Source organism: Nitrosospira sp. Nl5, from assembly GCF_900102495.1.
Classification (GTDB): Bacteria; Pseudomonadota; Gammaproteobacteria; order Burkholderiales; family Nitrosomonadaceae; genus Nitrosospira.
The window spans coordinates 1-25,466 of the sequence record NZ_FMVQ01000006.1 but is presented as its reverse complement, the minus strand read 5'-3'; the positions used below and the strand labels follow the sequence as shown (position 1 = coordinate 25,466).

Below are 25,466 nucleotides of genomic sequence, written 5' to 3'. Positions count from 1 at the left end.
TCAAATTCGTGGAATTGCAGAGGTACGGAAGTGGGGAGAATTTCAATCCTGAATTAGGAATCAATGGGCTGAACCATGCATTACACGGCTGGATACGAGCCGAGCACTTTCAGGAACGCGGCTTTGCCCCGCAGTGTATCCAGTGCTTTCGCGATTTTCGTATCCATTTGATGCCCTTCGATATCCACAAAAAATACGTATTCCCATAGGCCGGCGCGTGAAGGCCGGGATTCGAGGCGGCTCATGCTTACGCCATGCTCCGCTAATGGACCCAGTAATTCATGTATCGCGCCGGGCCGGTTCCTGGCTGACATAACCAGCGACGTCTTGTCCTTGCCGGAGGCAGCGACTTCCTGGTCACCGATCACCAGAAAGCGCGTGGTATTGTTCGTGTCATCCTCGATATTCTCAGCACAAACGGTGAGCCCGAATATTTCTCCGGCTTTTTTACCGGCGACGGCTGCAGCGTTTTCATCCTCCGCAGCCAGCCTTGCCGCATCGGCGTTGCTCGCTGTATTGATCCGCGCCACCCCCGACAATAGGGGCAAATTCGCGTTAAGCCACTCATGGCACTGAGCAAATGATTGGGGGTGAGAATAAATCCGCTTGATGCGTGTGAGGTCGGCTTGCTGCGCGAGGAGAAGCTGATGTATCGGCAACGCTATTTCACCGCATACCTTCAAAGTGGTTTGCAGCAACAGGTCTAGTGATCTTCCGACCGCGCCTTCAGTGGAATTTTCAACCGGTACAACTCCATAACCAGCCTGACCTGCTTCCACCTTCCGGAATACCTCATCTATCGAACTGCATGCGAGGGCCGTCACCACGCTGCCGAAGCGCTTCAATACCGCTTCTTCCGAAAAGGTTCCTTGCGGACCAAGGTATGCAACAGTCAAAGGTTCTTCCATTGACCGGCATAGCGACATGATTTCAGTGAACAACCGCACAATATGTTCGTTGGGCAGCGGTCCTGGATTCAATTCGCACAGCCGCGCCAGCACCTGGGCCTCGCGCTCGGGACGATATGCCACGCCGTTCTTGATCTGTCCGATCTCCCGCGCAAGACCAGCGCGCGCGCTCATCAATTTCAGCAGCTCGCTGTCAATCGCATCGATCTGGTCGCGCAGCTGTTTGAGTTGAGCGGTCATCGAGAAATTCTATTGGCTCCGGCTATTCAGCCAGTACCGGCAGGTAGCGGACCATCAATACGCCCTGGATTGCCGCGACCTCATCTATTGTTTTATGCGGGACCGGGCTGTCCACATCGACCAGGGTATAGGCCATCTCACCACGAGATTTATTGCCCATATTGTGAATATTCAAGCCTGCTTTCGCCATGCAGGTGGAGATCTGTCCCAGCATGTTAGGCACGTTGGAATTGGCTACCGCCAGGCGGTAAGGAGATCCGCGTTCCATTGTTATGTTGGGGAAATTGACCGCATTGGTGATATTGCCGTTTTCCAGATAATCTATCATCTGATTCACCACCATGACTGCGCAATTCTCTTCCGCTTCCAGAGTGGAAGCGCCGAGATGCGGCAGCGTGATGACCGCTGGGTGATGCTGAAATAGCTGGCTGGGAAAGTCGCAAACGTAGTATTTTATTTTGCCGGACTCGATTCCCGCCAGTACCGCTTCCTCGTCGACGATGCCGTCGCGCGAGAAATTGAGTAGAATCGCTCCCCGCTTCATGCTTTGCACAAGCTCTTGATTAATCAAATGGCGGGTTGCATCCAGCAATGGCACATGCAAAGTTATAAAATCACTGTGGCGTAGCAGGTCTTCGATGCTTTCAGCTCTTTTGACTTCCGCGGATAAATTCCAGGCCGCATCCACGGTGATTTCCGGGTCATAACCGATTACTTTCATGCCAAGCCGGATGGCCGCGTCCGCCACCAGTCGTCCCACCGCGCCCAGCCCGATGATGCCCAGGGTGCGCCTCGGCAATTCGATGCCGGCGAATTGCTTTTTGCTGTCTTCGGCCAGCCTGTGCAGGGTGGCATTGTCGCCTTGCAAATTCTCGGTGAAGCGAATCGCCGGAATCAGGTTGCGCGATGCCATCAGCAAGCCGGCCAGTACCAGTTCCTTCACCGCATTGGCATTAGCGCCTGGGGCGTTGAACACCGGCACGCCCCGCAGATTCATGTCCTTGACCGGAACGTTATTGGTGCCCGCGCCTGCCCGGCCTATGGCTGTTACACTGGCCGGAATATCCATCTGCAGCATATTGTACGAACGCACAAGAATCGCATCCGGCTCGGCGATATCGCTACCCACCGTGTAGCGGCCGGCGGCAAAATGTTTCAAACCCAAGGGTGAAATCGGGTTGAGCGTGAGTATCCGAAAAACCTTATGTGCGCGTTCAGGCATGGTTGCTCGCAAATTCTTTCATGAATTCCACCAGAACCCTCACTCCCTCAAGAGGCATGGCATTGTATATGGAAGCACGCATTCCCCCTACCGAGCGGTGTCCTTTCAATTGAATCAGGCCGCGCGCCTGGGCCTGTTTCAGAAACTCGTCATCGAGCGCCGTATTTTTCAACGTGAAGGGCACATTCATGCGAGAGCGATCGGCTCTGGCTACGGGGCAGCGATAAAAATCGGTCGTATCGAATAAATCATACAGCAGCTTGGCCTTGGCGATATTGATGCTCTCCATCGCCGACAATCCACCCTTCTTTTTCAACCACTCGAACACCAGTCCGGCGATATACATTGGGTAGGTGGGCGGTGTGTTATACATGGAATCATTATCGGCGTGGATTTTATAGTCAAACATGGTCGGAGTACCGGGCACCGTTGCGCCCAGCAAGTCCTCGCGCGCAATGACAACAGTCAATCCCGCCGGCCCCATGTTTTTCTGTGCCCCGGCATAAATCAATCCGAAGCGGGTAATGTCTAGCGGGCGCGACATGAAGCTGGATGAAATGTCCGCGACCAGCGGCATGTCGCCATTCACCCGGGACAGGTCCGGAATCCAGTTGAATTCCACTCCACCTATGGTCTCATTGGGGGTGTAATGCAAATAAGCGGCGCCTGGATCGACATGCCACGCATCCTGAGGCGGGACGTAAGTGAAATTCGCGTCCTCCGATGAGGCTGCGATATTTACGGTGCAGTATTTCTTCGCTTCCTTGATCGCTTTTTTAGACCATTCTCCGGTGTTGACATAATTAGCGCTTTTCTTGCCGCGCAGCAGGTTCATCGGCACCATGGCAAATTGACTGGAAGCTCCACCGGAAAGAAAAAGAACCTTATAATTGGCGGGGATACCTACCAGTTCGCGCAAATCAGCTTCAACCTTTGCGGCAATGGACATGAACTCTTTACCGCGATGACTCATCTCCATCACCGACATGCCGCTGCCATGCCAGTCGAGCATTTCGTCGCGCGCCTGCTGCAGAACTTCGGTGGGTAGTACTGCAGGGCCTGCGCTAAAGTTAAATATATGTCCCATCAAAACCTCTTTCTTTATTGCCATCTTCCAAACACTTCTCGATTAATAGCAATACCTCGATAAAATCAGACGTTTGGAGCCAGCATGTTTGCAGCTTGTTTGCCATCTGAGAGTGCCAAGAAAATCCCGCATCATCCATATTTTACATGCAGGCGGTAAAATTTCCTGGATAACGCTATGTCACGATAAAATTGGGGCGATAGGTAGCCCATTATCCTCGTCGGTTTCAACGACTCTCTCCAGTCCAGCGAGCTTCTCACCCTCATCCAGGTTAATCAGCGTCACACCCTGGGTAGCGCGGCTCATTTCGCGAACTTCCTTGACGCGGGTGCGGATCAGTACGCCGCCCGTGGTGATAAGCATGATTTCATCATCCTGCCGGACCAGTTTCGCGGCTACGACTTTGCCGTTGCGCTGACTGGTCTTGATCGCGATCATGCCCTGGCTGCCACGACCATGGCGAGTGTATTCGCTTATCGAGGTGCGTTTGCCGTAGCCATTTTCGGTTGCGGTCAAGACCGCCAATTCCTCGCTCTCGGCCACCAGGAGGGAAATAACTTTCTGCCCCTTACCCAGCTTCATTCCGCGTACTCCACGTGCGCCGCGTCCCATCGGCCGCACGTCATTTTCCTCGAAACGGACTGCTTTGCCGCTGTCGGAAAACAGCATGACATCATGCTTGCCTTCCGTTAGCGCGACGCCGATCAGATAATCAGCCTCATCCAGGCCTACCGCGATAATGCCGCTGGTGCGAGGACGGGAAAATTCCGACAATGGAGTTTTTTTCACCGTGCCGAAGGAGGTGGCCATGAATATATAACGGTTCTCGTCGAACTCCTTTACCGGAAGAATGGCGTTGATTTTTTCACCTTCCTCCAGTTGCACCAGGTTGACGATGGGCTTGCCGCGCGACGCCCGCCCACCCTGCGGCACCGCGTAAACCTTGATCCAGTACACCCGTCCCCGACTGGAAAAGCAAAGAATATAATCATGGGTATTGGCGATGAATAAATTGTCGATGAAATCATCTTCTTTAGTGCCGGTTGCCTGTTTTCCACGTCCCCCGCGTTTTTGCGCCCGGTAGTCATCGAGCGGTTGCGACTTGATGTAGCCGCTATGCGAAAGAGTGACGACCACATCGGCTGATGCGATCAGGTCTTCCATGCTCAAATCCTGAGTACTGACGACGATTTCACTGCGGCGCTTATCACCAAACTGCTGCCTGATCGCAACAAGTTCCTCGGTAATAATGGCCGTAATACGTTCCGGCTTGCCGAGGATATCGAGGAAATTGGCAATCTTGTCCATCACCTCCTTATACTCGCCAACGATCTTGTCCTGTTCCAGTCCGGTCAGGCGTTGCAGACGCAATTCCAGGATTGCTTGCGCTTGCGCATCGGACAGGTGATATCCGTCGCTTGATAACCCGAATTCAGGCGCCAATCCATCAGGACGAAAGGCCTGCGTATCGACCCCTGCCCGGGCAAGCATTTCCTCCACCAGGCTGGAACGCCAGACCTTCGACATCAGCGCATCCTTTGCTACCGCCGGAGTGGGTGCGGCCTTGATCAGGGCGATCACCTCATCGACGTTGGAAAGCGCCACTGCCAGGCCTTCCAGTAGATGGCCGCGCTCACGCGCCTTCTTCAACTCGAATACAGTGCGCCGCGTCACCACTTCGCGACGGTGGCGCAGGAACGCGTCCAGCATTTGCTTCAGGTTCAGCAGGCGTGGCTGTCCGTCCAGCAGGGCCACCATATTCATACCGAAGGTATCCTGCATCTGTGTTTCTTTGTACAGATTATTCAGCACCACTTCAGGTACTTCTCCGCGCCGGAGTTCGATTACCACGCGCATGCCGGATTTATCGGATTCGTCACGTAAGTCGGAAATCCCCTCGATTTTCTTGTCGCGCACCAGTTCGCCGATACGGATCAGCAAATTCGCCTTGTTCACCTGGTACGGCAGTTCGTCAATGATGATGCTCTGGCGGCTGCCTTTCTCCATATCCTCGAAGTGAGTGCGCGCACGCATCACGACACGCCCACGCCCGGTGCGGTAGCCCTCTTGTACTCCGGCGACACCGTAAATAATGCCGGCGGTTGGAAAATCGGGCGCCGGGATGATTTCGATCAATTCCTCCATGCTGGTTTCGGGGTCCTTCAACAGGGCAAGACAGGCTCCTACCACCTCATTAAGATTATGGGGCGGAATATTGGTCGCCATGCCAACTGCGATGCCGGAAGAGCCGTTAATGAGCAGGTTGGGGATTTTCGCGGGCAGAATCAGGGGCTCTTTTTCCGAGCCGTCGTAATTCGGGCCAAAATCCACCGTTTCCTTATCAAGATCGGCCAGCAGCTCATGCGCGATGCGCGACATGCGGATTTCGGTATAACGCATGGCCGCAGCGTTGTCGCCATCCACCGACCCGAAGTTGCCCTGGCCGTCCACCAGCATATAGCGCAACGAGAAATTCTGCGCCATCCGCACGATGGTGTCATACACTGCGGTATCGCCGTGAGGATGATATTTGCCGATCACGTCGCCAACGATGCGCGCGGACTTTTTGTAGGGGCGATTCCAGTCGTTCGAGAGCTCATGCATGGCGAACAAAGCCCGCCGATGTACCGGCTTCAAGCCATCGCGCACGTCCGGCAATGCCCGCCCTACGATTACGCTCATGGCGTAGTCGAGGTAGGAGCGGCGCATTTCCTCTTCGAGGCTGATTGGGAGGGTTTCTTTCGCGAATTGGTCCATTGTTATATTTCTCTATCAAGACAGCAGGTTATGACAAACATGTTGCCCTGGATGGGAATACGTAAAACTTCTAATATTATCATGCCATGCGTATGGAAGTCACCCGGATATTCGAGGATTCATGCCGTTTACAACAACATGATTTGACAAGAACAGAGATATAAATAGATAATCGAAACGTGAATGTGTAATAATGCGTCATTGATATAGAATGGCTTGGTTGTTGTGTTTGCATGAATTAAGGGATGATTTGTCTTGAAATGAAGTTTTTCTGAAAAAAGGGGCATAGCATGAAAAATATAGTAGCGAAAAAACTCTTGCTTGGAGCAGTGGTTCTGCCAGTGCTGTTTTCGGGAACTGCGATGGCGCAGGAACAACCCGAAGCCTACGCAAGCGATCGCCGCGGTGAGGTGGCCACGGATTCCTCCGGCGACTGTTGGCGCACAGGCTATTGGACACCTGCCATGGCAATATACGAATGCGATCCCGAACTGGTCCCGAAACCTGTGAAAACAGTCGAAGCGCCTGCCCCTGTAGTCGCTCCTCCACCTCCCCCCCCAGTCACGGCGCCTGAAAAAGTATCACTGTCCGCTGATGAACTATTCGATTTTGATAAGGCCGTTCTAAGACCCGGCGGCAAAGAAAAGCTGGACGACCTTGTAGCCAAACTCGGGGATGTCAAGTATGACACCATCGTTGCCATTGGCTATGCTGACCGTATCGGCGCCGAAGAATACAACAAGAAACTCTCCCTGCGTCGTGCTGAAGCCGTCAAGGATTACCTGGTTAAGGAAAAAGGCATACCCGCTGATCGCATCTTTACCGATGGTAAAGGCGAAGCCAATCCGGTAACCGGCGACACCTGCAAAGGCACCAAGAAAACCAAATCATTGATTGAATGCCTGCAACCCGACCGTCGTGTTGAAGTTGAAGTAGCCGGTACACGGGAAGTCGTGCAATAATTCAAGCTTGAACATAAAATTAAGAACCCTGCCGCCGTGCAGGGTTTTTTTTTGCTAAGCTGCATTGATAAATGGCTTATCCTGTAAAAGTCGATACATTGCTGGAGGCCCGCTGGATCATTCCTGTGGAGCCTGCCAGGGCAGTGTTGCACGACCATGCGATTGTGATTGATCAAGGCCTCATCAAGGCGATTTTGCCAACTGCCGATGCGCAATTGCAATTTGCGCCAGACGAACGTATCGCCCTTGGTAATCATGCGCTGATCCCGGGCCTGGTCAATCTCCATATCCACGCCGCCATGTCGCTGATGCGTGGAATGGCGGATGATCTGCCATTAATGGAGTGGCTCAACAAATACATATGGCCCGCTGAAACCAGGCATGTCGATGCTGGTTTTGTCTTCGATGGAACCCGGTTGGCCTGCGCCGAGATGTTGAGAGGCGGTATCACCTGTTTCAACGACATGTATTTTTTTCCGGAAGCATCGATTCAAGCGGTGCTGAACTCCGGCATGCGCGCCGCGGTTGGCATGATAATCATCGACTTTCCTACCGCTTATGCCAGCGACGCCGATGACTATTTAGCAAAAGGCCTCGCCCTTCGCGACGATTATAACCATCACCCGCTATTATCGTTCTGCTTCGCACCGCACGCACCTTACACGGTTAGCGACAAGATTTTTTCCAGTGTGCTCACCTTTGCCGAGCAGCTTGATCTACCCATTCATATTCACTTACATGAAACCGATGATGAGATCAGAAATAGTCTGAAAGCTAATGGCATGCGCCCGATAGAGCGTCTGCACAAACTCGGCTTGCTCGGACCCAATCTGATCGCCGTGCACATGGTCCATCTCACTGGCGACGAAATTGGACTGGTGGCGCAACAAGGCTGCACCGTGGCACATTGTCCTTCTTCCAATCTGAAGCTTGCTAGCGGCCATGCGCCTATCGCCGCGCTGTTAAGCAAAGGGGTTAACGTCGGACTGGGAACGGACGGCGCCGCGAGCAATAATCGCCTCGATATGTTCGAGGAGATGCGTTTCGCCGCGCTGCTTGCAAAAGGCCAGAGCGGCAGAGCTGATGTGTTGCCAGCATCTCAAGCGCTGCAAATGGCGACGCTCAACGGCGCCAGGGCGCTAGGCATGGAGGCGCTCATCGGTTCGCTGGTCGCGGGCAAAGCAGCCGACATCACCGCCGTGGATTTTTCCAGCCTGGAACTCGCACCCTGTTATGACCCTATTTCGCATCTTGTTTATGCCGCCGGGCGCGAACATGTGAGTCATGTTTGGGTAAATGGTAAAATCCTGCTGAGTGATGGAGAATTAACCACGTTGAACGAGCAGGAATTATTGGTTAGAACGGAATTCTGGCGGGAACGTATGGCAAATGGGACGAGATTTGATGACTAAGGCAACGGAAAACAAGAGCATAAATGTTGATCCCCTGGAACTGGACAAATTCAGCCAGCTGGCGCATCGCTGGTGGGACCCCAACAGTGAATTCAAGCCGCTGCACGAGATCAACCCGTTGCGGCTGGATTACATTGACCGGCTAGCCGGTCTCGCAGGTAAAACCGTGCTGGACGTTGGCTGTGGCGGGGGCATCTTATCGGAAAGCATGGCGGGACGCGGCGCACATGTGACGGGTATCGATCTTGGCGATAAGGCCCTCAAAGTAGCAAAATTGCATCTGCTGGAAACCGGCAAGCATGTGAATTATCGAAAGGTTGCGGTAGAAGACCTTGCTAAAAAACAGCCTCACCATTACGACGTTGTTACCTGCCTGGAAATGCTGGAGCACGTGCCCAGCCCGGCAAGCGTCGTCCAGGCTTGCGCTGAGCTTGCCAAGCCAGGTGGCTGGGTTTTCTTCTCAACCATCAACCGCAACCCGAAATCGTACCTGTACGCCATAATCGGGGCGGAATACGTGCTGAATCTGCTGCCGCGAGGCACGCATGACTATGCAAAATTTATCAAACCCTCCGAACTCGCGCGTATGGCGCGTGACGCCGGCCTCCACGTGGAAGAGCTCATCGGCATGACTTACAACCCTATCACAAGGGTCTATACATTGGAGCCGGATACAAGCGTGAACTACATCATGGCGTATCGTGCTTGACGTCGGAAAATAGCGTGAGGATTGAAATGCGGTCCTGCTCCCTTTCTCCTTTCGCGCTCCATGATAAATCATAATCTTTCATGCCCACCGTGACGCATTCGGCGATCGAGGCCGTTCTCTTCGATCTCGACGGTACCCTCGCCAATACGGCTCCCGACCTGGGTCATGCCCTTAACCGTCAGCGTATCGCGCGAGGCCTCTCAGCGTTGTCGATAGAATGTATCCGTACTGAAGCCTCGGCTGGAGCGCGGGGGCTGCTTGGCCTTGGGTTCAATATCAAACCGGGTGAGCCCGGATATGAAGCCATGCGCAGCGAATTTCTCGATTATTACGCTGAGCGACTGTGCCACGAGACAACTTTGTTTCCAGGCATAGCCGAGTTGCTCGATCAGCTCGATGTTCTGGGGCTTCCTTGGGGCGTCGTCACCAACAAGCCTGCACGTTTCACAATACCGCTAATGCGGGAACTGGACTTGAGCCGGCGGGCGGCCTGCATCGTCAGCGGTGACGATACCGTGCACTCCAAGCCGCACCCGGAGCCCCTGCTGACTGCGAGCAGTACAATGGCTGTCGCACCCGGTAAATGCATCTATCTGGGTGACGATCTGCGTGATGTGCAGGCCAGCCTCGCCGCAGGTATGGAGCCGGTGATCGCCAGGTATGGGTATCTCGGCAATGTGGGCCCTCCGGAATCCTGGGGTGCGCGATATCTCATAGACCGGCCGCAGGAGCTGCTCGGCTTCCTATAGTGATATCGCTACATAACCGGTTCAAATGAATAAACCGTGATGGAATATTAAAAATGACTGGATTGGCGTCAGACAAGGCGCGAGGAGGCGCATAGTTATTCCTATGCAACGACGAGCAACGCAGTATGGCGGCAATCCAGTCATTTTTAAGTAGCGATATCTCTGACTCATTACACCGGTTCCTGTATAGTATGCATTGAACTCTTCCGGTTCATTATCATCTAACGGTTGTAATACAGAATGCCGGGGGCGACCTGGCTTCGACGTGGGTTGCAAAGCAGGGCAGGGCATACCGAGGACCAGTCACCTCGTAAATACATCTGGAAAACCAATAGTCGCAAACGACGAACGTTACGCTCTAGCCGCTTAAATCCGGCTGGACTCCGCACCGGTGGGCCTCAACGCCGGGTCTGGCAACAGGCAGCGGAGCCATTAACGAGGATCGCGCTCAGTAGGGTTACTTTACAGAGCGTTAAACAATAGGTAACTCGCTTGTCGTCAGCCCGCCGGTTGGCGGATGCCAGGCTAAACTAAATAACATGGCTAAGTATGTAGAACTGACTGTAGAGGACTTGCGGACGCGGGTTCGATTCCCGCCGCCTCCACCAATTAAAAAACCACCCTTGCGGTGGTTTTTTAATTGGAAGTGATGAGAATGCGCCACGGACTCGATTAAGTGGCACCACTCACTTGGATGCGCGACCAAAAGCAAGTGCGACCCCAAAGCAAAGCGGGGGATGGCCGGATCGCCCAAGGCGAGATGGCATATTCCCGCTCCGCGCCCACTAAAAAATCTCAGAACAAGAAGTGAGTAGCCATGTTTTTTGCGCCTTCGTACTTGCTCGCGAGCGAAACCGTGGTCTGTCCCCGTTATTCACCGCTAGGACTGGCGCAGGATCGCCATGCGTTATGACCGCTGCGCCCATGCCTTCTTCTCAGCCATCTGTATCGCCGCTACCGTCATCTATCTCAATTAATGAGTCCTGGGCCTAGGGGCTCTGTTGCAAAAAATAAGAAACAGCTATATTTTAATATTTAACTAAATATTTTTTAATAACTTTTAAATTCACTTTTTATCAAAAATCATTTTTTGCAACAGAGCCGAAAATATGGCCCAGTTCATCAACACCAAAGAAAGCATCGTCACCGAAGCCGTCGATGGTCTGGTCGCGGCGTCTGGGGGTAAGCTGGCGCGGCTCGACGGGTATCCGCATATACGGGTGGTCGTACGCAATGACTGGGACAAGTCCAAGGTCGCGTTGATCTCGGGAGGTGGATCGGGCCACGAACCGGCACATGCGGGTTTCGTCGGGGAAGGGATGCTGACGGCTGCGGTGTGCGGCGACATCTTCGCCTCGCCGACAGTCGACGCGGTACTGGCAGGCATCCTTGCCGTGACGGGATCGTCCGGCTGCCTGCTCATCGTCAAGAATTATACCGGTGACCGATTGAATTTCGGGCTGGCGGCAGAACGCGCTCGCCAGTTTGGCTTGAATGTCGAGATAGTCATCGTCGACGATGATGTGGCGTTGCCCGACTTGCCCCAGGCCCGCGGCGTCGCCGGCACGCTTTTCGTACACAAGATAGCCGGCGCATTGGCCGAGAATGGTGCCGACTTGGCACATGTCGCCGCGGCCGCGCGCAAGGTCGTATCAAAAACAAAAAGCATCGGCATGTCGCTAAACACCTGCACTATCCCAGGTTCGCCAAAGGAGGATCGCATCCCGCCCGGCATGGCCGAGCTTGGGCTTGGCATCCACGGTGAAGCCGGGGTTGAGCAGGTCGAGTTCAAGGACGCGAGCGAAGCTGTCGCTGCCATGGTCGAGCGCCTGTCAGTTGCAATGGAAGAAAGGCCGCATGTCGCTATGGTCAACAATCTCGGCGGCACGTCGGTCATCGAGATGTCGATCATCCTCAACGAAATCCGGCGGTCAGCGATTGGCGAGCGGATAACCCACGTCATCGGGCCGGCGGCCATGATGACATCGCTCGACATGCATGGCTTCTCGATTTCGGCCTATCCTGCCGACGATGCCGAGATCGCCCTGCTCAAGCAGCGCACGCCGCTGGCGGCATGGCCACGGATCTCCCGGCTAGGCCAAGTCGCGATTCAGGCGCTTCCGGACGGCCTAGCGGCTGTTGTTCCGATGCCCTCGATGCACAACCCGACCAGGGAGTTCCTGACCAGTTGCTGCGAGGTTCTGATCGCCGCCGAGAACGACCTCAACGCGCTCGACGCGAAGTCAGGCGATGGCGACACCGGCAGCACGCTAGCCGGCGCGGCACGCGCCCTGATTAGCGCCGTGGACCGATTGCCGCTTGCCGACCATACCCAGCTCTATCGAGCCATTGGCTTGGAGCTTTCCCAAACCATGGGAGGCTCGTGCGGTGTGCTCCTCGCGATCTTCTTCGCCGCAGCGGGCGATGCCGCTTCAAGCGGCTTGCCAATGCGCGAAGCGTTGCAGGCCGGGTTACGGAGAATGCAGGAGATCGGCGGGGCACGTCCGGGTGACCGCACCATGGTCGATGCCCTTGCGCCGGCCCTTGATGCCCTGGAAGAGAGCCTGCCCGAGGCGGCGAAAGCCGCGCGTGCGGGTGCCGATCGCACTGCCTACATGAGCAAGGCGAATGCGGGGCGCGCTTGCTATGTCAATGCCAAGCATTTGGTCGGTCACGCTGATCCAGGTGCTGAGGCGGTCGCGCGACTGTTTGAACACTTGGCCTAATTTTAGATTGTATGTCGGGTCTACAGGCAGTCATGTGAGCAGGGAGATCGGTGAGCGAAATTCAACGATCGGAAGCAGAGGGAATGAACTGGGTAGCGGGTGCGGCGCTGGGGTAACTAAAACAAATAAATATAACATTATTGTAGACTATCAATAAATAAGAATATGTATTCGGTTGTCGCCGCCCCACCGATTAAGTGTTCTAAGTAGTCCAAAGAAATTCAAAAAACCCGCATGAATAAACGCTTGCGGGTTTTTTGTTGTCCAATTATATCCAGCATGGTTATTGCAATCCGACGATAATTGACGGTAACAGAAATACCAATGCTGGGATCTACGGGATGATCCCAAATACTTTAGGCTCCGGCCCATCCTACCAGTGGCTCTTCATGTATATAAAGACTTAAATATCCAATCGCAGTGAAAAATCATACACCGAAGTTGACGTTTGTACCCTCAATCCCTCCAGCATGCGTAGATGCCGTCGCAAACAACATCACAACAATATCAAGTCCAATTTTGCCGTATCGGTGATAAACCCCTTCATTTGCGCCCGCAGGCACGATGAGAGCGAATTTCCTTCATGACCTGGTCAACCTCGGTGAGGGTGCCTTCTTTGGCGTCCTTTAGCCCCTGCTATTTTATGGTTTAGGACGTCATGCTAGGAAAGGTGTTGCTGGATGGCTTGATTGACCACGTCGTTACGAGAGTAGTCCATGCCCGCTGCAAGCGCCTCGATTTGACTGATAACTTCCTTGCTGGCGCGCGGATGGAAATCGGTTCTGCGGGTTCCATATTTTTTTTTAACAAGAGGATTTGTAATCTTTCGTAATCACAAGTAATCGTATCGGATATCCCCTTTACTGAACGGACGTAATGAAAGGTGGAGCGGGTCCATTATTAGAGTAAAAACATATTTGACAATTAGCTAATAACGGCATTAAGCTCTGCCGTATGTACATTTTAAATTTACCTTCAATTACGTTGGAGTATCAATCCTAGAATGAGTATCGGTTCAAGACTTGTCCAGCTTCGAAAGAAATACAAACTTACGCAGAGTCAGTTAGGTGAATTGTGCGGCGTTTCCAAAGCCGCCGTTTCAGCGTGGGAAAATGGCGTTGCCACGCCTGAGATAAAGAAACTGCTGATTATTCATTCCATGTTTGCTTTCTCCTTTGATTGGCTAATCGCCGGAGAAGGACGGATGGAGCGGATTGAAGCTACGGCCGATATTCCCGAACGGCGGCTGCTAAACCGGCGTAATGCCCTGCAATACGACAGGCGGAAGATGGGCAGGCGCGACAGCCATCATGACAGGCGTAGGACTCAACTGTGAGTGCTCTCGAAGCATCAGTAATCGTTTCGCCTGGTTCGACCTCTATCCATTTAGTAGTAGAAATAGCAGCACATAGCTCCTGGCGTTCGTGTCATGAATTATTCAATCAAGAAGCGAGTTACCGGCCTTGTATCGAATCCAAACATCTAATTCACCTGGAAGGAGTGAAATATGAATAAGAAAGTGAGTGAAAAAAAGCCAAACGAATTAAAGCCTGATCCAGCCAGGGCGTGTTTTTTAACGACCGCCACTGTCGAGGCGCAGGGCTTGCCTGACGACTGCGAACCGTTGGAACTTGCGCGGTACCTCCGTGACAACAAGATGAAAAGCAAGAAAGAGCTTTCTGCTGTAGACCTCTACTACGAAATTGCTCCAGAGATTGTTTCTCGATGCAATAACGATGAGTGGGCTGTGTTGTGGCGCGATCATCTCCGCAAGATTACGGCACTGGTGAAGTTGGGTGAGTACGATCTTGCCAAGGATTTGTATACATTCGCAACGGCAAGCCTGGTTAACAAAAAGATTACGCATTTCTCAGACGTGCAGTTAGTCGATAGGGTTTATGAGTATGGCCTCAACGGGATCGGCCAGAAGTGGTTGCCCTATTGGATTCGGTTCGGAATACTCAAAGCCGCGCTTTTTGTCGGGTTGTCTTATCAGTCTGCCCGGCTTGGGTTTATCAAGAGGAAATTCGCACGCGTTCTTGATATCTGATCGAGCCTTGAGAAGAGGGGTAGCGCTCGTGTAGTGGTAATTATTGGCCTGGGGAGAGGGGAGCTCATGTTTCAATCACTACTGGACAGATTCCAATGGAAGGGCACTGATCATCTATACAGTTTGCCATGGTTGAGAAATCTTCTGGAGTACAGCGCCGACCCCGATCGGGTGAAAGAATATCTCAAGGGAGGCAACTTCACGCGATCGCAGTTGACGAGAGACATGCTGAGCCGCTTTCACCTCAGCCACGATTCTATTGTGGTCAGCGATGACGAGCACGCACAATTTTTAAGAAGCATATTTCTTGAGTGTGTGCCGGCTCAGGAACGCTATCCTGACATCGCGAAGGAACTCGTCGACGAAGTCTTTATGACGGGTAATAGCAGGGAGTTGCACCTGTCGAGCAGCCTTATTCCAGCGGTATACCTTAGCCTATCCTCGAACTTGCTGGGTGCAAATGTACAGAAGTCCTTGCGGGAGCATATTCGGGAAATCGATTTTCAACCGGGTACACGGCCAATGCATCTGGACGGTGTGATGTATGCGTTAGGCATGCAATTCCCCAGTTTTGGGCCCATGCGGAAAATCATCGATTTGATATTCTTCAAGAGCGATCATTACACCAGAAAAATCACAGTAAAACTCGAAAAGATGATGTTCGAATTTGCGACTCCGAAAGAAGGGAGTTGGTATGCCCATCTGATCGAATTGAAGCAAAGCGGCAAAATCTCCAGAGCGCAATTCAGGGGGGAGTTGACCAGTATTCTGGTGTCTTCATACGTTTTGTCTGCGGCCATGAGCTCCATGCTGTTGTGCCTCGCGGCGCGTCCGGAATATGTCGATAAGATCCGTGACGATGAGACGATGGCAAAGCACTTCGTCAACGAAGTTCTCCGCCTCTTCCCGCCATTCCGTCAATTCGGCTACGAGGAAAAAGGGATATGGGAGAAAAGCGGACGATCAAAAGAAGAGGTTACGGATTTCATGGTGTCCGTCTTTGGTCTGCATCGCAATGAGAACGTTTGGGAGGATCCTGATGACTTTCGTCCCCAGCGCTTTGCTGCAGCCAATTCGACAAAGGGTTGCAAGTTTATGCCATTTGGTCTGGGTAAGCGGTCATGCACGGGTCGGGTGTACTCAATCGGAATGTTGGTTGAGGTTCTCAAATATGTATGCTCAGAGGAGTGCAACTTGCATCTAACCCTTCCTGCGGACTACGTAAAAGACTATGTTGGTTTGCCATTGGGCACAAATGGCCGTTTAGTCTCTTTTCCGGTAGACGACAGAATCTACGCGCGGCGCGAGCTGATCGAAAAGGCGATGGCCGTATGAGTAACGCCATGGAGCAAGCGCGCTGGCCGCTTGACCATGAGAGGGTTTTACCCCCATCGACTCTGGATATGGCTCGAGTTTTCGCTCCCGGTCGAAACGATCTCGCATTCGATGCTGGCATCCCGCAAGAAGCGGGCATGCCTACTACTAAAAACGTTGCGAGTGCCTGGACCCGCTTATCTGACAGTGACTTGTGGGGGCTCCTCAGTCAAGAAATCGACGCTCATCCCGAGTGGTCGAACATCCAATGCCGGGAAATCCTTCAGGCTTGGGTCGAAGTCCGTCGCAGCAGCCCCTGGCAGGCTGAGTTGCTCAAATACTGGCAACGCTGGAAGCAGCACCATCTGGAATTGAAAAAAGGGTTGGCGCAGGCAGGGCCTCTGACGTGGGCGCAAAAGTGTCGCTATTGTGAGATATGGTCTGCAAATCGGCCGATCATGTCTCCTTTTTGTGGCGTTGCCGAAATCTTGCTGGGCGTATCGGAATTGGAAATGAAGGCGCCGCCGATGGAGCCCGGTGCGGGTTTACGATACCAGCAGAATCCAGGGTGCTTCGATGAAAGAAAGGGTTTGCAAGTGGGGAAAAAAGCGCAGAAGAGCGAAGTTATTGTTGTCTCGCCTGACGCAACCCTGGAGAAATTTTCCGAATTTGGGGCGTCCCGGCAACTGGTTTGGGCGCTGGAGAACTGTGGTCTTTCATGGTCCCTCTGCCAACCCTGGGACGGCAGTATCGAACTCGATCCGCATATTGTCAGAGGCGTGATTTTTTGGAGTTACCGGCACCGGAGCAATGACTTCGTATATCACGCAATGGCATTTGAAAAGGCTTGCAATGCATGCCAGATACCCGTTATTAATAGTGTACTTAGGGGATGGGACGTTCGACATTCCACTATATTAGGCAACTTGCGACAAGCGGGTATTCGCTGCCCGGAATTCCAGAAATTTGCCAGTGTCGACGATATTGAGCTTCCTTATCCTCTGATTCTGCGCGTCGATGGTATTCACCGTGGCCAACAAATGCACTTGGTTCATGATGTTGACGAGGCTCGAGCGCTGGTGAGTTCGAAGCGTACCAAATTCCTGACTTCGGGGGGCGCAGGTGTCTTGCCTCCACCCAATCTCGCCATTGAGTTTATCGACATCGCGGATGAGCAAGGTAGATATCACAAGTGTCGGGCCTATGTTGTGGGTAACAACGTGGTCTTGCGGCACAAGACTGTCAGCACCCACTGGCTGGTGAATTTTGTTTCATCCGAATCCTTCGGAGACTCGGCCAATGCCAATAGAGACTTTATTCGAGGAGGCGAGTCCGATCTGGAACTTTTAGTGCGGGCAGGGCGAGCAAGTGGAAGTGACGTTACTGCTCTGGACTATTCAAGAACCCAAAACGGCGAGTATGTGTTTTGGGAAGCCAATAGGCTTTTCAAAATGAATGGCGATAAAGATTACGATTTGTTGGAGTCGACCGCTGAAAGCAAAGTTAAAAGACGGGCTGCGATAGATCGTAAGCTTGGCAAGTCCTTACTGGCGCTCCTGCAAGAACGGTTGTCGATTCATTAAGTTAAACGACCGGCGGCAGAGCCGGGGGTTCCCATTGATTCATTAATCGAGTTTGTATATAAGCGTCCAGCAAAACCCAAGGAGAAAAATATGAAAGCCCAGAACGACCAAGACAAGGATTTCGAACCCGTAGGCAAAGAGCACATGATGTATTCCACCAGCCCGGAAGACGCCCACCTCTGGAAAATCGAAGGTGGAGAACCAGAGCCTGAACCAGAGCCTGAACCAGAACCCGAGCCGGAACCCGAGCCGGAACCTAGTGAGGGTGGAGGTGCGTCAGCCGCAATAAAAGCGTTCTTCAAAGAAGCTCTCAAGCAGTTGGCAATCGCTGGCTTGTTTGCTGCTGTCGGCGTGGGTGTACAGGCAATTCTTAAAGCGGTTGCGGCGGACAAGAAAAAAGACCCGGATGCGCCGGTCGATTGGTGGAAGCATGTCATAGAGCAAATGCAAGGTTTCGATTACAAGACTGCTGATGCGAACGGCAAAGGCATAATACAGACGAATCTGGTAATTGAGTTGCAAACCTGGCTGCAACAAAATAAGCCTACCAGTGTAACGGCGTCTGATGCATTCTTGAAGCAGTGGTCCGCCGACAGCCAGAAACAGCTAAAACACACACTCATAGCAATGGATACAGTATTGGAGATGGCTCAGTACATGCAAACTTACACCGTGACAGGCGTCATATCAAACGGGGGTAAACCACCATTTATTTGCGGCTCCACTCCTCTTATTCAAGCTGCTCAAATCAATTTCTCTTGACCTTGCGAGCAGCCCGGAAAGGATGCTGTCTTTTCGGGCGCCGCACGGGGGCGCCAAACCGGTTTAAGTTTATTGCTTCAGCGGTTTGGCGTTCCGGGTCCGGGCTGATGCCTTGCAATACGGTCAAAAAGGCTGGACAACCTCTGCAAGATCAGAGAAACAGTCACCGGACCGAAGCGATGTTCCTGGGGGATATTGGATACCTGGTGAGTTGGGGGTTTACCCATGATGCCCCTGAAATTGGCGGAAGTATGTAAGTGAACGATTTGCTTGCCGATCTGCAATACAGGATGCGTCTACGGCAGATACCTGGGCTGAGCATTCGCATCGCCGAAAATGGCAATAAACTTTTCAATTGTGAACTCGGTGTCAGCGACCTGTCTTCTGGCGAACGGTTGGAACCCAGGCACTTATTCAGGGTAGGTTGCCTGACAAAACCAATCGTTGCCCATGCCGTTTTGCACCTGGCCAGTCAGGGCCGGTTGGGTTTGGACGACTCTGTAGCCTGTTATATTCCAGAGCTGGAAACGCGTCCGGAATTCCACCCCATAACCATTTTCCATCTCCTGAGCCATACCGCAGGGCTGGCTCGGGGACCTTATCATTCTCGTACCTATTCCGACAAAGATACGCTGTTGCGAATCAGTTCTTCGCAATTGCTGTTCGCGCCCGGAGAACATTTCAAGTACTCGAATTGGGGATACTATTTGCTAGGTAAGGTGATCGAAAGTATCAGTGGTGATGCCGCTGACGCCTTTATATCGAAAGCGGTTTTCTCTCCCCTTGGAATGCACCGCAGTGGTTTTGCCGATAATGGCAAACAATTGGACGGCGATCTCGCGACCGGGTATTGGAAGGGCTGGTATTTTGGCTCCCCCGACCTTGCAGAACCCTCCGTGCCTTGTCCACACATCCCTTTGCCAAATTCTGCCGCAGGTATGATTTCCACTGCCGACGACTACCTCCGTTGGCTGGTTAACTTCGTTAGCGAAGGCCATCGTATTAATTCCATAGAGGCCGGGGTCGTTGAGCAGATGTTGATAAACAGACATAGAGTGGGTCCCCACTACAGCGCTTGCCTCGGGTTGTTTGTGGAGGCTGTAGACGATTTGTCTTTCTACTATTTAGCGGGAAGCAGTTCGGGTTTTTCCGGTTTCATGTTTATGATTCCCGATCTAGGCTTGGTGGGTGTTGCCTTAGGTAATCACGGCACATGCAACAATGAGTTGAGAGAGATTCTATATCAGGTTTGCCGGGAAAGAGTGGGTGGCGGTTTTTTACCACATTTTGGACTGCGTACCGGGAGATTCAATGTGCTTGCCGGAAACAGAAGGAGCATCGTGCGTTTCAAGGGGGAAGATGGAAACGTCCCGGAATTTATTCGAGACGATTGCCAGATTAATCTCTATCCGCATTCAAGAAATGCGTATTTTATGCTTAGTGGCGATTGTCGCCGCCAGATGCTCAGGGTTAACCGCCTGGGCAAGGGAGACGCCATAATCACCCTAGGCGATCAGGTTTTTTATGAGAAGCTAAGCCGCCTGCGAAAACAGCCGGTAGCGCCTGAGTCATGGGAGGAATTGGCCGGCTTGTATCGTCATGCTGTTTTTGGAAAAGTAGAAGTTATTTATAGGGTGAATCAGATCTACCTGAGTTATGGCGTGGCATACGAGACGCTGTTGCAGCCGATCGGCGGGCTGCGTTTCAAACAAAAACCGGGAGCCTTTTGTTTTGAAACCATGGAGTTTAAAAAAGACCCTCACACGGGTGAGGTTGTCTCATTTGTGTTGAACGAAATGGTATTTCTACGCCAATTTCAGCCGTGCATAGATCATCAGGAAGAGAGTGCCGTTTGTCTGCATGGCAATACCGGCTAGCGAAACGTCGACCCGGTTGCAAAAGCTGCAAATTTTCAACTATCAGGTTAACCCGCAAATGCTCGACAGAATTCAAGATTTTCCCGACTCTCATCAGGGTGGGGACCGAGGACGAATAGGGAATTAAAAGAGCGCCTCATGAAGAAAGATTATGACGTCGATGTATTGATTGTGGGGTATGGCGCGGCTGGGGCGAATGCTGCCATTGCTGCCCACGATGCCGGGGCTCGCGTTCTGATCGCGGAGAAACTGGGTGCTGGCGGCGGCAACAGCGCTGTATGCGCGGGAGCCATGGTAATTCCGGAGAGCATCGAGGCAGCAATCGCGTATTACAGGGCGCTCTCTTCCGGCACTGTGGGTGAAGAAATGATCCGTGCCTTTGCCGAGGCGATGGTGGGCATTCCCGATTTGCTGTCCCGGCTGGGCCTGGAATTCACGGCCGGGCCCCCGATATCCCCCAGTTTTCCTTCAATGATGAGCGGTAAGCTCAAACAGATTCATATCAACCCTACCGGTGAAAATGGATTCCGGTTTCTCGATGGTCAGGTCAAGGATCGCAAAATCGAGGTCCTTACGGACACGCAAGTGAAAACCCTGATCCAGAATCCAGAAACACGGGAAATCCTGGGGGCGAAGGCGCAACGCAAAGGGCAGGACATTCAACTTCTGGCTCGCAAGGGAGTCATTTTGACGTGTGGCGGGTACGCATACAATCCGGCGATGTTGGCGAACTTCAATTTTCCCGGAGTAACCGATTACATTTTTTCCTGGGGGTCTCCCGGTAACACTGGGGATGGTATCAACCTGGCTTCCGAGGCTGGAGCCGCGCTTTGGCACATGGCGGCGATAGAATGGGGTAGATTCTGCGCAAGGGAACCCAGCAAAAGGTTCGGCACTGCGATCGGCTACGGTTTGGGGCGAACAAAGCGCGCCGGCAGCTATATGTTCGTAAATAAATTCGGGGAAAGATTTATGGCTGAGGACGCACTGCTCAGCCATTGTAAAGAGCAGCTTGATATCCTGCGGTACGACCACGGTAACGCGGAGTATCGAAATCTGCCTGCCTTTATGATTTTTGACCGGACATACCTGTCTAGGGGGCCGATTGCCCCTACCGCCCAAATGTTGCAGAAAAAAAGGGGCGGAATTGTCGGCTACTGTTTAGTGAACAAGATCTACGATTGGAGCGCCGACAATCAGGCTGAGATCGATGAGGGGTGGGTGCTTCAGGCCGAAACCGTCGCCGACTTGGCCGATAAGATCGGGGCTGAAACCGGTGTCCTCGAGGCGACAATCCGGCAATTCAACCGCGCCTGTACCGAGCAGTGCGATTCCCTATTTGGTCGAAACAAAAAAACATTAGCCCCTTTCGAGACGCCGCCCTATTTTGCGGTCGAACTGGGGCTTTCGCTGGTGAATACTCAAGGTGGTCCAAAACGCAACGTAAATTGCCAGGTGCTGGACCATAACCAGAGAGTTATCCCGAGGCTATACGCAGCGGGAGAGTTGGGTTCTTTTTTTGGCTTTCTTTATCAAGTGGGTAGCAATTATCCCGAGGCCTGGGCATTCGGCCAGATTGCGGGAAAGATGGCGGCTACCGAAACACCGTTGAACGAAACACCCCACCAATTCCATGTGCCACGTCTGGATAGGATCGATAGCCTCCACGAGCTTATCTAGTAGCACACCAGACTGTCGAGCTAGTCAGAGGTTGGGATCAGGGTATCTTCGTAACGATGGTTCCTGTCGAGTCGCCGGTTAATAGATTCCGTATGGCCTCAGTGACGCGACGGGTGGCGGCCGTCCCAGCAAATCTGCTCGGGCAGATCGCATTTACCCGGACGCTATAGGGTGCCAATTCAAGTGAGAGATAGAGTGTCAGCATATTCAGCGCGGCCTTGGAAACGCCGTAAAATGCCTGCCCCCTTTCTTCAAAGACGTAGAGGCCTGAAATGCTTGATACATTGACAACAGACCGGTTCCACCGTGCATTTTCATCGGGCTGATCCTTCCAGCAATATTGGTAGATTGCCGAAGCCAGTTGCATTGGCACAATGGAATTCAGGAGCATCTGCGATTGTGGATAGTCGTCAGCCTGCCAGAGATCGCGAAGATTGCCATGAAATTTGATGTCGGCGGCGGTGTTGATCAGGGCATCAATGCGGCCATAGCGAGCCAAGGCCACCTCAACTAGTCGCTTCACATCTTCGCGGCAGGTAAGATCAGCTTGAACCAGGTAGGCTGGCCCGCTCAAGGCGGATACGTTTCCTGGCGCATCTGCCCCCCCTGCTGTCCCCTCCAAGGGCCGCTGAAACTGGGAGGGAATGTCGGGGATAGTTGAGCGATAAGTTGCCACCACGTCATAATCTTCCTGAAGGGCATGGCAGAGATCCTGACCCAGGCCTCCGCCTGCGCCAGTAATCACACATACAGGTTTCATCGATTGTCCCGCCGATTGATCGCTGTTCCCCATCGCGCTTGCGCGTCATGCACGCTGGCGTGCAGCCACAGGATAATGCTGTTGCGTGTTCGCCCAGGGTTCGTTACGAACCTGTGGTAGGAGTGTGGGCTGCATTCAAAGAGAAACAGGGAGTTATTGAGCGGCGGTATGAGCTTCACCGCCGTGTCTTCCGTCTCGCGATCCGCGCTATAGATGCCGGTTTCACCGCCATCTCCCTGTTCCCATCCATTATTGCAAAGGTAGAAGATCATCGTTGCCGCACGTATATATTCTTTTGGTTTCGCGTCGGGCACCTTGGCTTGCCCGGTAAAGTAATTACATCGGCCCCGCGGCGGAAACATCAACTCTTCCATGGTACCGCTGCTCTCATCGAACCATGCTGAACAACAGTCTGTATGAATCCATCCCGTTCGGCTGCCCCGTGGATTTGAGTGTAACGCCCCCTCGACACGGGGCAGAAATTTAAGATCCAGCAGTTCTGCCAGCGAACGAAGCCACGCTTCCGTAAACAAAGGGGAGAATGCGATACCCAGCTTATCGGTTAGCCCCAATACCAAACCATCGTTGTTTCCCAGGGCGCGTCTCATTCTATACGCACCTTCGCGCTTGCCGGCGGTCGTCTCAAGTATCAGGGAAAACTGATGACTCAACTCTTTATAAGTTTCCGAATCGAATACATCGTTAGCGGTAAAATGGCGAAAGGGCAACAAACACTCCCACCACTGTCCCCCTCCAGGCAAAGACTTGCGCAAGCGCGTGCTTGCACCTTGATTCGGCAACTGCGGCGCTATGCCCGGACCAAACTGAGGTCTTGTCGCCTCCAAAATTTGGTTTGCATGCTCGAGCCCAAATATCGAATCAGGCAACTGCCCTGATGTCGATTGGTGCTCAGAATTGATTTTCAAATCTGTCACTGGCGGGAATCTCATTCTTGAGTTGGGCTTCGTCCCGGGTAGCGTCCAGCAGGGTTACGCCCGGAAATGGAAGAGGTTCTGGAATAGAAAGGGACGAAAGATGGAGCTGAGTGGCTCGGGTGTTGTGGATGTCCAACATTGGGTCAATCAGGCGTCCCAAAAAATCTCGATATTTGCAGCAGCAGAGTAACTTCACCCATTTTTCATATCATTCAGTGTATGAGTGCTCGTACATACTGTCAATCTGAACGTTTTGGAAGGACATTTTGTGCCTGAGATGAAACGTTTCTAAGTTCATAGAGTGTCAGAAAAGAGTCTTCTATCGAAGGCTTGAGCTTTCGGTAACTGGCATGGATCAGGAAAGTGTTTAGCCACTGATGAAAGCCTGTGTCACGAGACTCGATGACCTCGCCAGCGTTCGGGTCAAAGAAGTGGTGCTGATTTTTTCGATCAAGGTAGTATGCGATGCGATGACCATCCGGTTGCCCGTTTTCAAGATAGCGAAGTACGCCTATAACGGCCGAGCCTACGGGTAGCGATGTCAGACAAGAGAGAGCTTCAGGCAGGACAGTAAAGCGCACAATGCTGGCAGAGTCATAACAAAACATCCTCGAAAGATCGTACAAAATATAGTCTCCTTGGTGCTCATCGGCTACGCGTTGCTGAATTTCTTTCCAGTTTCGTGTCCCGTACTTCTTAGTCAGTAACAATAATTCTCTTTCGCCAGGGTTAAAGTTTTCCGGAAAAGCGGGGTAATAGCTAAGCGCCTGCATACTAGTAAGATGATGGAGGAGTTCGGCACTGGGTTCTTCGAACTGAGATAGTGGGGAGCGAGAGCACAACTTTTCGTTTAACCAAAAATAGGTGAGTCCTGAACAAAGCGTACCTTGGTCTGGTGCATAGTGATGTTTTCGCCAGGTCTGTTGCGAAAATGCCTGTGCCCGAGACAGAGACGAATCGGTGGCTAACTTGGAGAAGAGGCTAAAATGCACGAATCGAGTCTTCCTTTGCTGTCGAGCACATTATGCACTGGTCTAATAGAACCGACACTTCAATTTTCTTTAATAAAGCCTGGGTATTCAAAAGAGATTAAAAAGACGGGTAGCGCCAGCGACAAGGGGCGGAGCAGGCGGCCAGAACTCAGGATCAATCGAATCTGACCCCATTGATTTGCACTTCCTTGCCATTTTCTGTTCCATATCAAAGCCCCGTAAGGGCATTAAAAGGTAGCAGATTTTCCACTTATAGGCTTGTTCAAATTTCCGGGATCACTTCTCATTAACAATGGGGGAAATTGCCAAAAAGATTAACAAAAAAGACCACAAAACAGATATGGTCAACTAAAATAGTTTTGCTCATGCTCCTCATTAACTTCTTGGAAAGGGATTGGCTATGAAGTTCGAGTGGCTCCTGGACGACCTGAAAGGTAATCACTTGCTATGCATTAAAAGGGACCGGGCCTCATTTTTTCGTGGAACGCTTTCACCGGAAGTTAACGGTAGAAGATTATGGCGGCCCTTCCCAGAGGCGGAACCGCAAGAGGTTTGCGGAGATCTGCAAACGGCGAGGCGCCACTGTGAGGCGATAGTTCGGCAGCGAAGCGTAGTAGAGCTACGATAAGGCACTCATCAACACTCATCAATGGGGTCAGACTCGATTGATTGTAAGACAGAAGCGGGATATAGTGCCGTTTTCCAAAATAAGAGATAAGAGATCGTCGTGGCGCGCTTGCC

General features: G+C 52.4%; 19 protein-coding genes, 1 other RNA gene and 1 pseudogene. 14 read left to right on the top strand and 7 right to left on the bottom strand.

Annotated features, from left to right (window positions below):
- Positions 1–80: 80 nt before the first annotated feature.
- The 4 genes from pheA to gyrA form a co-directional block, all read right to left on the bottom strand.
- Positions 81–1,148: a prephenate dehydratase gene (gene pheA, locus BLP45_RS07470; RefSeq protein ID WP_090371347.1), complete on the bottom strand. Its 1,068-nt coding sequence runs from the start codon at positions 1,146–1,148 to the stop codon at positions 81–83.
- 22 nt (positions 1,149–1,170) lie between these two features.
- A complete protein-coding gene (locus tag BLP45_RS07465) occupies positions 1,171–2,370 on the bottom strand; it encodes a phosphoglycerate dehydrogenase (RefSeq protein WP_090371345.1) in 1,200 nt (399 codons plus the stop codon).
- Positions 2,363–3,457 (bottom strand): 3-phosphoserine/phosphohydroxythreonine transaminase, encoded by a 1,095-nt coding sequence (serC, locus tag BLP45_RS07460; protein WP_090371343.1) that lies wholly within the window; start codon positions 3,455–3,457, stop codon positions 2,363–2,365. The genes BLP45_RS07465 and serC overlap by 8 nt, the downstream gene beginning before the upstream one ends.
- Before the next feature lie 180 nt (positions 3,458–3,637).
- Entirely contained in the window at positions 3,638–6,214 is a 2,577-nt protein-coding gene (gene gyrA, locus BLP45_RS07455) for a DNA gyrase subunit A (RefSeq protein ID WP_090371341.1), read from the bottom strand.
- A 290-nt stretch (positions 6,215–6,504) separates the two neighbouring features.
- Between gyrA and BLP45_RS07450 the strand changes: the two genes are divergently transcribed.
- The 14 genes and pseudogenes from BLP45_RS07450 to BLP45_RS07390 all read left to right on the top strand — a co-directional run bounded on the left by BLP45_RS07450 (position 6,505) and on the right by BLP45_RS07390 (position 22,038).
- Positions 6,505–7,176, top strand: coding sequence for an OmpA family protein (locus BLP45_RS07450; RefSeq protein ID WP_090371339.1), 672 nt, complete (start codon positions 6,505–6,507; stop codon positions 7,174–7,176).
- A gap of 71 nt (positions 7,177–7,247) precedes the next feature.
- Positions 7,248–8,588: a TRZ/ATZ family hydrolase gene (locus tag BLP45_RS07445; protein ID WP_090371337.1), complete on the top strand. Its 1,341-nt coding sequence runs from the start codon at positions 7,248–7,250 to the stop codon at positions 8,586–8,588.
- Positions 8,581–9,297, top strand: coding sequence for a bifunctional 2-polyprenyl-6-hydroxyphenol methylase/3-demethylubiquinol 3-O-methyltransferase UbiG (ubiG, locus tag BLP45_RS07440; RefSeq protein WP_090371336.1), 717 nt, complete (start codon positions 8,581–8,583; stop codon positions 9,295–9,297). The genes BLP45_RS07445 and ubiG overlap by 8 nt, the downstream gene beginning before the upstream one ends.
- An 80-nt stretch (positions 9,298–9,377) precedes the next feature.
- Entirely contained in the window at positions 9,378–10,046 is a 669-nt protein-coding gene (locus BLP45_RS07435; RefSeq protein WP_090371334.1) for an HAD-IA family hydrolase, read from the top strand.
- A 245-nt stretch (positions 10,047–10,291) separates the two neighbouring features.
- Positions 10,292–10,654: a transfer-messenger RNA gene (gene ssrA, locus BLP45_RS07430) on the top strand.
- Positions 10,655–10,930: 276 nt separating this feature from the next.
- Positions 10,931–11,023: pseudogene (locus tag BLP45_RS14365) on the top strand (IS5/IS1182 family transposase); the annotation flags it as partial.
- 132 nt (positions 11,024–11,155) lie between these two features.
- Complete coding sequence (locus tag BLP45_RS07425) at positions 11,156–12,772, top strand: dihydroxyacetone kinase subunit DhaK (protein ID WP_090371332.1); 1,617 nt, start codon at positions 11,156–11,158, stop codon at positions 12,770–12,772.
- A 1,003-nt stretch (positions 12,773–13,775) separates the two neighbouring features.
- Entirely contained in the window at positions 13,776–14,108 is a 333-nt protein-coding gene (locus tag BLP45_RS07420) for a helix-turn-helix domain-containing protein (RefSeq protein WP_090371330.1), read from the top strand.
- A 171-nt stretch (positions 14,109–14,279) separates the two neighbouring features.
- Positions 14,280–14,822 (top strand): hypothetical protein, encoded by a 543-nt coding sequence (locus BLP45_RS07415; protein ID WP_090371328.1) that lies wholly within the window; start codon positions 14,280–14,282, stop codon positions 14,820–14,822.
- 66 nt (positions 14,823–14,888) lie between these two features.
- Positions 14,889–16,157: a cytochrome P450 gene (locus BLP45_RS07410; RefSeq protein WP_090371326.1), complete on the top strand. Its 1,269-nt coding sequence runs from the start codon at positions 14,889–14,891 to the stop codon at positions 16,155–16,157.
- Positions 16,154–17,719: an ATP-grasp domain-containing protein gene (locus tag BLP45_RS07405; protein WP_090371323.1), complete on the top strand. Its 1,566-nt coding sequence runs from the start codon at positions 16,154–16,156 to the stop codon at positions 17,717–17,719. Before BLP45_RS07410 ends, BLP45_RS07405 begins: the two co-directional genes overlap by 4 nt.
- Before the next feature lie 90 nt (positions 17,720–17,809).
- A complete protein-coding gene (locus tag BLP45_RS07400; protein WP_090371321.1) occupies positions 17,810–18,481 on the top strand; it encodes a hypothetical protein in 672 nt (223 codons plus the stop codon).
- Between the two features lie 257 nt (positions 18,482–18,738).
- Positions 18,739–20,358 (top strand): serine hydrolase domain-containing protein, encoded by a 1,620-nt coding sequence (locus BLP45_RS07395; protein ID WP_090371319.1) that lies wholly within the window; start codon positions 18,739–18,741, stop codon positions 20,356–20,358.
- A 138-nt stretch (positions 20,359–20,496) separates the two neighbouring features.
- Positions 20,497–22,038 carry an FAD-dependent oxidoreductase gene (locus tag BLP45_RS07390; protein WP_090371318.1) on the top strand — a complete coding sequence of 514 codons (1,542 nt, stop codon included), beginning with the start codon at positions 20,497–20,499 and terminating at the stop codon, positions 22,036–22,038.
- Between the two features lie 37 nt (positions 22,039–22,075).
- On the opposite strand, the gene BLP45_RS07385 is transcribed toward BLP45_RS07390, so the two are convergent.
- The 3 genes from BLP45_RS07385 to BLP45_RS07375 form a co-directional block, all read right to left on the bottom strand.
- Complete coding sequence (locus BLP45_RS07385) at positions 22,076–22,798, bottom strand: SDR family NAD(P)-dependent oxidoreductase (RefSeq protein WP_176754695.1); 723 nt, start codon at positions 22,796–22,798, stop codon at positions 22,076–22,078.
- Entirely contained in the window at positions 22,795–23,643 is an 849-nt protein-coding gene (locus BLP45_RS07380; protein WP_176754694.1) for a 2OG-Fe(II) oxygenase, read from the bottom strand. The genes BLP45_RS07385 and BLP45_RS07380 overlap by 4 nt, the downstream gene beginning before the upstream one ends.
- 329 nt (positions 23,644–23,972) lie before the next feature.
- Positions 23,973–24,725 (bottom strand): YopT-type cysteine protease domain-containing protein, encoded by a 753-nt coding sequence (locus BLP45_RS07375; RefSeq protein ID WP_143002418.1) that lies wholly within the window; start codon positions 24,723–24,725, stop codon positions 23,973–23,975.
- Between the last annotated feature and the right edge of the window lie 741 nt (positions 24,726–25,466).